This window comes from Acinetobacter sp. GN11, from assembly GCF_054823985.1.
Genome location: NZ_JRVL01000070.1, coordinates 1 through 10303, shown reverse-complemented (window position 1 = coordinate 10303; position 10303 = coordinate 1). Strand labels below are relative to the sequence as shown.

Annotated in this window: 5 protein-coding genes; 1 reads left to right on the top strand and 4 read right to left on the bottom strand. The window is 34.9% G+C overall.

Annotated elements, in window-relative coordinates:
* On the top strand, positions 1 to 1425 hold a 1425-nt coding region (locus NL42_RS08315; protein WP_461312416.1), incomplete at its 5' end, for an amino acid permease.
* 165 nt (positions 1426 to 1590) lie between these two features.
* Here the strand turns inward: NL42_RS08315 and NL42_RS08310 are convergent.
* From NL42_RS08310 to NL42_RS08295, 4 genes are all read right to left on the bottom strand, one after another.
* On the bottom strand, positions 1591 to 2715 hold the full coding sequence (locus tag NL42_RS08310; protein ID WP_461312415.1) for a hypothetical protein: 1125 nt from the start codon (positions 2713 to 2715) through the stop codon (positions 1591 to 1593).
* A gap of 240 nt (positions 2716 to 2955) precedes the next feature.
* Positions 2956 to 3588 carry a hypothetical protein gene (locus tag NL42_RS08305; protein WP_461312414.1) on the bottom strand — a complete coding sequence of 211 codons (633 nt, stop codon included), beginning with the start codon at positions 3586 to 3588 and terminating at the stop codon, positions 2956 to 2958.
* Positions 3585 to 9188 carry a phospholipase effector Tle1 domain-containing protein gene (locus NL42_RS08300; RefSeq protein WP_461312413.1) on the bottom strand — a complete coding sequence of 1868 codons (5604 nt, stop codon included), beginning with the start codon at positions 9186 to 9188 and terminating at the stop codon, positions 3585 to 3587. Before NL42_RS08300 ends, NL42_RS08305 begins: the two co-directional genes overlap by 4 nt.
* A gap of 25 nt (positions 9189 to 9213) precedes the next feature.
* Positions 9214 to 10302 (bottom strand): TadE/TadG family type IV pilus assembly protein, encoded by a 1089-nt coding sequence (locus NL42_RS08295; RefSeq protein ID WP_461312412.1) that lies wholly within the window; start codon positions 10300 to 10302, stop codon positions 9214 to 9216.
* Between the last annotated feature and the right edge of the window lies 1 nt (position 10303).

Genomic DNA, 10303 nt, shown 5'->3' with positions numbered 1-10303 from the left:
CTTCTTGGTAGTCAACATATGACTGAACAAGAAGAAGAGAAATTGCAACGCTCATTAACCAATCGTCATATTCAGATGATTGCGATTGGCGGTGCAATTGGTACTGGATTATTTATGGGTTCCGGTAAAACATTAAGCATTTCAGGAACTTCAATTGTATTAACCTATTTAATTATTGGTTTCTTCTTTTTCTTCGTAATGCGGGCAATGGGTGAGCTGCTGCTGGCGAATACTAATTTTAAAACATTCGCAGATTTTGCAACGGCTTATCTTGGTCCGTGGGCAGGGTTTTTCCTTGGTTGGTCCTATTGGTGTAACTGGATTATTACGGCTATTGCAGACGTGATTGTGATTGGAGGGTACATGCAGTTTTGGTATCCCGATTTACCCGTTTGGATTCCTGCATTTACTTCATTGGCAGTCTTAACCATACTCAATTTTGTAGCCGTTCGGCTATTTGGTGAACTGGAATTTTGGTTCTCACTCATTAAAATTTCAGCAATTATTTTGTTCATTCTTGCAGGAATCTATTTAATTAGTACCGGATTTACTTCTCCGAATGGGGTTAAGGCATCGGTTAGCCATTTGTTTGAAACACAATCTATGTTCCCATATGGTGTAACCGGTTTTTTGGCAGGCTTTCAAATTGCTATATTTGCGTTTGTGGGTATTGAGCTTGTCGGTACAACTGCTGCTGAAACCAAAGACCCGCACACCTCACTTCCAAAAGCAATTAACTCTATTCCTTTACGTATTTTATTATTCTACGTGGGAGCATTAGTTTGTATTATTGCAGTCACTTCTTGGGCTAAAGTATCGCCAGATAAAAGTCCGTTTGTGGAAATGTTTACATTGGTTGGGTTACCTATTGCGGCAGGTTTAATCAACTTTGTTGTTGCGACTTCGGCACTCTCTTCGGCAAATAGTGGAATTTTTGCGACCAGTCGTATGTTATATGGCTTAGCATTAGATAACGACGCACCTAAAAGCTTTAGTAAGCTGTCTAAAAGAAAAGTTCCAATTAGAGGACTCGTATTTTCAATGGCTTGTGTGACGCTTGGGACATCAATTCTATTTATTGTTCCAAATGTTATGACGGCATTTACGATTATTTCAGCACTGACTTCAATTTTATGTATTTTTACATTCATGTTGATTGTGCTTTCATATATTTATTATCGTAAGAAAAGTCCTGAATTACATATTCAGTCAAAATATAAAATGCCAGGTGGTTTATTCATGGCATGGATGACGATGTTGTTTTTAGTTTTTACTATCGTCATTTTAGCTTTAGATCACGACACACTGATTGCTTTAGAGTTTTCGCCAGTATGGTTTGTTGGTTTGTTTATTGCCTATAAATATAAAAAGAAAAAGATGTTGCAACTTGATATTTTAAAAGCTCAAAAGGTTGATTGTATTTAAATCATTTTTAGTGATTTTATTAGAAATCTTATCATTTAAAACCCAATAAAAAAGCCTCATTGCGAGGCTTTTTTATTATCTCTATTCATCGAATTGAGTGAGCAGAGGATTCGCTAATGCGAACAATCTCGTTGCCGAATCAAATAAAATTCATACCCAACAGAATCATTTTTCTACAATCTCACCTTTACGATTCATCATCACATGACCTGCAAATTTATTTGGATTGATAATATTTCCATAACCAGTGAATTGTTCTGGTTTAATTTCCTTGCCTTTGTCATCGACAATAGAACTCCATTGATTCATTAGAATAGGAACTTTAAAACCATTGAAAGTGTTATTCGTGATCCGAACACGAGGGGAGTGGTCTAATATAATGGCATAGGCTTGATCATTTTTTTGAGTAAGAGTAAAGGTATTTTCATCAATAACTGTGCCAGGGGAGAATTTGACGTAAAGAGCACTCGGAATAGCAGTACTATCATCATTTGCATCAGGAAATATTTGTTGTGAGTGAGCTATAAAATTAGATTTGTTAATCTTTATTAAAGGAAATTGTGAATTATCCTCTCTCACTTCTGCATCTGATATAATTTTATTATTTAGAATTGCGACTTTTGATCCTTCAATATTAAAGTTGTGCTTTAATATTAAGTTTGAATTCGAAACTCCTCCTCCCCAAGAAGTTAAATTTAATAATTCTCCATTAATATTATCTATGAAAAGTAATTCAATAGAGCTTTTATCGAAACTATCTTTTTTAGCATAAGATAAATTTTTTATATCGATTATTTTTTGATTAATAATAGAGAAATTTGGTATTTGATATCCGCCCCCTAAATAAATTCTAGTGTTGATAATATTTCCATTTTTAATAATACTATTATGTCCTCTAAATACTAAACTTGGATTGCCTTGTTTAGAAAAATCCCAAACATGCCCTTGCATGTCAAGCTCTTGGTTTTTGAAATCTAAAATTCCCCCCACTCGGTCTATTGACCCATAATATCCACTACTCCCTTCGGCAGCGAGAAATGCTAACCAGTCTTTTTTCCGTTTTCTTGGCTCTAAGGCAATAAAATCGCGAGTTGCACAGACTCTAGTTATATTTTTTTCATTCAATATACTTTGTCCACATATTGGAAAGTTAGATTCTAGAGAGGGTCTTTCCTGTGCAGCAAAAGAACAACTTGATAACATTAAAAGACCGAAAATAGGGATTAATTTTTTCATTGAGATATTTTCTGGCTCAACTTTATAGGTATGCGTGAATGTACCAATTCCCATTCGTATATCTGAAAACTTAAATTTTTCACACTCAGACTATATATTCTTAAAATAAGCAAAGGCTATATTATGATAGATATACAACAACTTTTGTTATCATTCGATTTCGATATTCATATAAATTATTTTTTAAATCAAAAAATCCTTTAATTTATAACTAGGGCCAACAATAAATTTTTCTCTATCTGTGAATAAAAAAATGACAACTACACAACGAGTTGCCATTTATTCTAAAGATAATTAGTTCCAGTTTTTCTGGTAAGGAACTTTCCAGTAAAGTTTGGTTGTAATGGTGTAGGTGCCATCTGAATTAAGGGAAATAGTGTAGTGAATTTCCTTCCCTCGCTTTGCATCACCTTTACCTTCAGGGAGCTGATTTTTATATTTTGCCACTTCTTGTGGAGGGTAAAGAACTATTTGTTTCCAAGATGAAGTTGGAAGCTTATCAATTGCTAATTGTATTTTTTTTTCATTTTTTTTGTCATAAGCTAAAAGAGTTTCTAAAGGAGGTTGTTTTCCTAAAGGTATATTGTCAAGATTAAATGCAGTACGGCTATTGCCCATACCAGCTTTTATTTGTTCTTCATAAGTCAGCCAAGGGGCATATTCAATAATAATTTTTTCAGGAATATAACCTTCAGGTTCTATTTTACAGGTATTATCGTGAGTTAAATATTTGGCTTGTCTTTTTACAGGCATATTTCCATTATGATCATAGAAATTCCCACATAAGGGCCAATTGTTTTTAAAAACAAAGCTAAGACCATGTTGCGATGGGCCAACAACAAAGGTAATACTATTTTTCATTGACGAAGTAGTTTGGCAGCCCATTAGTAAAAGTGCGCTACAAGTTAATATATATATGTTTTTCATTTATTGGCTCCTTTAATTGTGTTTAATTGAAAACTCAATGTAGTACCGTAGTTCGCTTTAATCCAATTAAGGTATTTTTGTGTTTGAATAATTTCATTACGTGTAGGATCTGTTGAATAAACAATAGTTGCACTACCAGTTTTGTCATTCGATTTTAGTTTTTGATATTCATCTAAAGCTTTACATCCACCAATAATTTCCTTAGGTTTACAATCAGAATCTCGAGTGAATTCTTGTTCAATTTGTAAAAGTTGTTGAAATTTTCCAGGATTGGTTGGTCCATATTGAGCATTTTGAAATTGCAAAGTTTGTTCCCAATTTAGTTTTAAGTGGTTGGTTTGCGAACTGGCACTTGCTTGCTCAGCAGGTTGGGCATATCCTGCTAAATATTTGGCAAGTGTTGTTTGGTCCATACCAGTCAAATGCTGATTAATGTGAGTATTATCTGAATTCGCCCAAGCAAATTGTCTTCCTGGAACAAAATATGGCCCCATTAGTGTACCTCGACCATCTCCAGTTAAATTATTTCCTGTACTGTCGTGAATAATTGGATCACTTACAACGTTGTATTCACGTTTAGCAATGAGTTTGTCATTAAAAACAATGCCTGTTTTTTTTGCCTGATCAATCATCCACATTAGAGCAACATCACTAATGTCACCATCACTATAACCGCCACCTATGTCTGAATGGGCACCCATAAAGCCACGTTCAACACGAGTATTTATTTGTTGCTTTAAGGTTGACTGATATGGTTTTCCATCTTTCTTTTGAGCATCAGTAGAACTGCTATAAATTGATCGTGCTATAAAACCTTCACGATGTTCATTCATAGCTACAGCATGAGCAACAGATTTAAAACGCTCGGATACTGCAACAGTCATATTGTTAGACTTAACATACTGAGTCATATCATCTGAAGGGTTTAACCCAAATGCAGGAACACTATCCCAAACCCCCATAAATCGGAAATTTATACTGATATTGTATTTCGTCTTTAAACACTCCAAGTTGAGCCGTCCCCAATCAGTTTTGGTAGCTGTCATAGACTCATAAGATGGGTCAAGTACAGCATCTCGTTGATTTGGTGAATAACTTTGTGTGAGAAGATATTCTAATTTGCTTGCGAACATTCGAGCACTGGCTGCACCACGGCTAAAGCCAACAGTATCGATATCAATGATTTGTTCAGTTTTATTAGCTCCAGCTTTTTTCTGATTTTCTATTAGCTTTTGTACATATTGCGAGAAATAGATCAGCATTTGATCAACGCGATTAGGTAAAGAATTCCCTGTGGCATTGTCTAATGCATTGAGTAGCTTTGAATTGGAACCAATATTAGTATATTGATCTTCAGTTCCAGCACCAGTAATGTAAAAAACATTATCATGGTTAGGTGTTAGTCCTGATCCAGCATTACTTGAGAACTGCTTCACCTGATTTTTCCAAAGGGTTTGAGTTACATCCATTTGTCCTTTAGAAGCGTAGGCATCCATAAATTTTTCAACATTACTTGGATGACCGTTTAAATCCCAATTCCCTGTACCATCGAAAGCAAATAACAACAAACCTTGAGGGTCAAAATACTGATTGGGTTGTTGATTGACATAGCTATATAAATTTTCACCACCTGCTAGTCCTAATGGATCAGGGGTGGTATAGCGACCTGTAGTAGGATCATAATAACGGTAGCCGTTATAGTAAAGTCCAGTTTCCGTATCGGCATATTGCCCAGCATAACGAATATTTAATTGGTACCCTTGACTTATAATATTGGATTCACCAAATAATGCTTTGCCTTGATCTTGCCATACAATGCGTTGCTGTTGATCTGTGACCATACGTGGTCTTCCCATGTAGTCATTAACTACGTAATACCACTTTGCATCCGGTTCCTGATCGGTAAATAGGGCTGTAAAACGTTGCCAGAATGTTAATGGTACGGGATTTGGTTTATGACCATGTCCTGCATAGTCCATAATGGCTAATAACCGATCACCTGTATAAATATATTGTCGAGTAATATGGCCTTCTGCATTTAATTCACCAGCAAGTTGCGTTCCATTATAGAAGTAGTAACTAATTTGAGAGTGTTTTAAAGGCTTTTGCTGTTGATCGACATAAATCGTTTTTTTAATACGTTGGCCTGCATCATTATATTGATACTCTGCAACTAATTGTTGACCATGCCAAACTTTTGCAATTTGTCCGTTTATATAACTAAAGCGAAATTGTCCTTGAGTAGTAGGGTACTGTAGAGGTTCGCCTGCAGTATTATATTGAACAGTAAATTGCTGCGTATTCTTTTGTATACTAGCTAAACGACTAGATTGATAATGATAACCTTGAATACTTTGTTTTGCTTGTTGTTTTTGTCCAATCAAGCGATTTCCAAGTGCATCATAAAAATACATTTCTTGCGGTTCAAGTTTTGCATTAGAGCGAGCGATTACATGCTGCTTGCTATCATATAAATATTCCTGTTGATCCCGTAATAGACCATGATCACTGACTTGGGAAATTTGATACTTGTCGTTAAAATTCCAATGTTGGCTAAGTAGTAACGTTGGAACTTCATCTGCATAAGCTGATTGGATAAGATTCAAACTTTGTTTTTGAGTTCCTCTAGCATAATGTAAGCCTCTCCAAATGCCTGTAGCAGAGTATTCGAAACCTAAACGAAGTTGGTTACCTAAAATATACGTCAGTTGCTTTTGGCTAGATGTTGTATCATCAAAATTTTGTTTTTCAAGTAAAGTCTGTTTAACCCATTGTTGTGGAGTACGATAGGACATTGTATCTTTACTTGTGGTTAATAAAGTCCCATCTGGTAAAGTCATTCCTAGAGGGGTGTCTTTTTGATCATAGTGGTAGTGTGTGACTAAAGGAGATTTGAGGCCTTTATAAGAGATAGAACGACGATCTAACTGACCTTGATCATTATAGTGATATTCTATTGTTTGTAATGGATCTCTAACCTTGACTAAGTGTGTACTGAAGTAATCAAAATAGGTCGTTTGATTAACAGATTCTAATCCATTCTTAGCTGGTTGAGTTAAACGCCGTGCTCTTAAGCGGTTATAGTCATCATATTGAAATGATAATATTGCGCCTGTTGATAATAGTGCCTGTTTTACTCGATTTGCTTGATCATAACTATAAATCGTTTTGCCTTGTAAGCTCGAGTCTAAAGAGACTAAACGGTTAAAGTCATCGTATTGATAAATTGTTTTAGTACCATCATTTTGAGTAATAATCTTGTGTTCTGGCTTATAGGTATATTCTGTTTTGCTTGGAGCAATTAAGCCATTACCTAACGCCGGAACATCCCATTCAGTTTGTATTTGTCCATCCCCAGTATAACGCTGCCACAAAGCATCTCCATGTTGGTTTAGAATTCGACCACTCACGCCATCTGAAAAATAGTCAACATGGCTTAAAACACCTTGCTTGCTATCTGCAATTGTAGTGAGGCGACTATGATCATCATACTTGTAACCCGTTTCGGTAAAAGTCTTATCAGTAAGTTTTTGCTCTAACAATATTTTATTTTCATTATCAAGTTGATAACGTTTTAAACCAGTTTTCGAATCTAGAGTGGCAAGTATTCTATTCGCATCATCATAATAATAAGACTTGATTAAATGGTCATTTATATCAGTGATTGATTGTAAACGGTTTAAATCATCATAATAGTATCGGATACCTTGAATCGATTGCTCACCATTATTTAATGTAACTTCTTTATGTCGACCATTTGAATCATACTGAAACTTAAATATTTCAATTTTCGGTTTTAAATCTGTTTCTTGAGAGGTTTTCGTATATTGTATGACTCGTCCTAATGGATCATATTGAGCTGTTGTTTTTGAATGAGAAAAAGGTGTATTCCATGACTCTAACAGGTCATTTTTCCCATAAGTATAAATAATGATATCGCTATCTTTGGGAGAGTTAGTTTTCCCGTTAGGCAGAGGACCATCTTCCCAACTTAGCCGTCCTTGAGCATCATAACCATAACGAGTTTCTCGAACTAAAGTTTCTCCTAAAGGCGAGAATCCAGTTTCTTTAATTGCAATTAATTGATTGTTTTGATTATAAGTATAGCTTTTTCGATATTGCTTTCCAGAAACAATACTTGGATGTGACTCAGCTTTTAAACGACGGAAATCTTGCTTATTCAGTTGAGTAAGCAGAGGGGGAGATAATGTTGAATGAGTCCCTTGTTGAATAGAGTAAGATTCATACTCATAGGTTGTGGTCTGAGATGTTAAACCAGTACCCGATACAGTTTTTGCAATGACCTCGCTATTATCATTATATTGTAAATCAGTTGTTCGAATGGCTTTACCTGTTGAATCGAGATCAGCAGCATAATTAACTAGTCCTTGAGCATTAAAGCGATATCGCTTATTGACTTCACCACAACTACTACAACCAGCTCCAAAACTTTCTAGTAAATGAAATTGAGTACCATCAATCTGATAAGAATAAGTTGTTTTTTGCCCCAGACTATTGGTTACAATATTTTTAAAGACTGGTTTGTTTCCTGCATAAGTTGCCGGCATATTTTGATGGGTTCTGGCATCATATTGAATTGATACCTTTTCCACACCACTGGCATGTTGGCTTAAAATAGCTCGATCTTGATTGTCATATTGCCATTGAGAAATTAACTTAAACTTTTTTTGAGACTGATTAAACTGCCATTTTGAGGTCAAGTTATGAATATCACCACTCTGAAACTTAGGGTCATAAACATATTTAAAACGACGACCATCAGGGTAGACCACTTGAGCCAAATTGTAATTCCGATCGAGAAAATAATAATACTTACCAATAGGAGTGATCACAGTAATTTGAGGTAAGCCAAAACGTGTTGTTGTATGCTGAATAGAAAGTTGTTGTCCCTGACCATTTTTAACTGCAACTAAACGTTGCTGTTGATCATAAAAAAAAGAAAAATTTAGAGTAGGGTTATTTGTATCATTATTTGTTGAAGCTGAAATTTTGGTAATGTGTGCAAGACTAGGATCTTGCCCCCCTAAATATTGGAAAAAGTATTCCTGTCCAGTTTGTGTTTTATGCCAAACCCATGCTGAACCATCTATTTTTTTTTCAATCCAGCCATCATTTGGATTTAGTGGCAATGCTCGAATGATAAATTGATTATTGCCAAGAGGAATTTTATTCTTCTTAAAGTTGATGCGCTGCCCAGACTCTAAACGTATTTGTATGATATCTGGTTGTTCATAAAGTTTAATATCAAAAGAGCTATACCAACCATAACCTAGAGCTGTATCTGCATGACTTTGACTGTTATAAAATCTAGAGAAAGAAAGACCTTTTAATGCTGGAAGTTCTTTAAAGTCATTAATGGCCTCAAATTTATTACCGTTAAGGACATTGATTGGATTCCCAACCCCAGTGTCAAGACCACCACAAGCATAAGTTGGCCCTTCACTTTGGGTAACTATTGCGAATGAAGAGTTTGCACTACATTGACTAAAGTCAACTACACTAGCTCTTGTAGGTAATGAATTTAAACTAGTCGCTAAGCCTAAACTGACTGAGCAAATAGCGAAAATTAAGTTTTTCATATACTAAATTCTTTTAAAGTCATTATTAATAAAAATTTGTTCTAGTTGCACCCGAGCTGCAACTAATTAAATTGTTCGTATCACCAATAATGCTATTGGTAGATGAACTTGTACTACCTGTAGGGGAGTTGTTGCCAATGAGACCGCCTGCCAATTCAGAACCGATATTTGTAATACCCTGAAAGTTCGTTGCATCTTTTTCAAAACTTGAAATTGCAGATTTTTCTGCCGAATCTTGAATATCTTCTAAAAGATCATTTTTTTTATGGCCAACTTGCCATTGCATTGCCTGATTCTCTTGGAAACGATCAATCAAATCTTCGCCCACTAAATAACCATTTCGATTAACTGTATTAGTTGGTAGTCCACCCTCAATAGCAGGACTTAGCATTTGAGCAGAAATATCGACCACTATAGGTATTCTGCCAGCAGCTAAAATTCTCAAATTTACAGCATCACGGTTACTCGTAAAAAATGAAGTTAATGAACTAAAAATATTCTTCATCATTGGAATGCGTGGTTCATATCCATAGGTAAATCGAAGTTTTAATACATTGGCATCTTGTATGTTTTGCTTTGATTTATCTTTTATTGTCTTAGATTTTGTATCTAAATTATCATTTGGAATAATGCGTACAATTTGTCCAGTTTTAATCTGATAGGCTTTCATTAAAATAGGGTCACTCCAATCATCAAATGATGCTTTAGATGGATTAACCATATGCATACTAATGAAAGCAGATTCTGTTTTTTTAATAATTTCTTTTAACGCATATCCTTGTAAACCCACTTCAACTAAATTTGGGTTAGTTTTTTTTATAGGACTATTTATATGGATATCACTAGGTAAATGTATTCCTGAGGTAGAAAAATAAGGTACTAATCCTTTAAAAAAAGCATTTTGAATTCGTGCTGGATCAGCATTATAAATTGCCCCAGCACGAGCAGCTTCATATGCTGCATATGTAACATTTAAACGAGCAATATAAATAAGGCCATATTGAATACCAATTAAGCCAATAAATAAGATAAGTGGAGCTATAATTATAAACTCAGTTAGAGAAACACCATTCTGATATTTCTTTCTTTTTTTCACAATAATACCTATAAAAATA

Bases quoted from the DNA above. Each gene is read 5' to 3' on its own strand.
- NL42_RS08310 (WP_461312415.1), bottom strand. From the start codon at position 2,715: ATGGGAATTGGTACATTCACGCATACCTATAAAGTTGAGCCAGAAAAT.
- NL42_RS08305 (WP_461312414.1), bottom strand. From the start codon at position 3,588: ATGAAAAACATATATATATTAACTTGTAGCGCACTTTTACTAATGGGC.
- NL42_RS08300 (WP_461312413.1), bottom strand. From the start codon at position 9,188: ATGAAAAACTTAATTTTCGCTATTTGCTCAGTCAGTTTAGGCTTAGCG.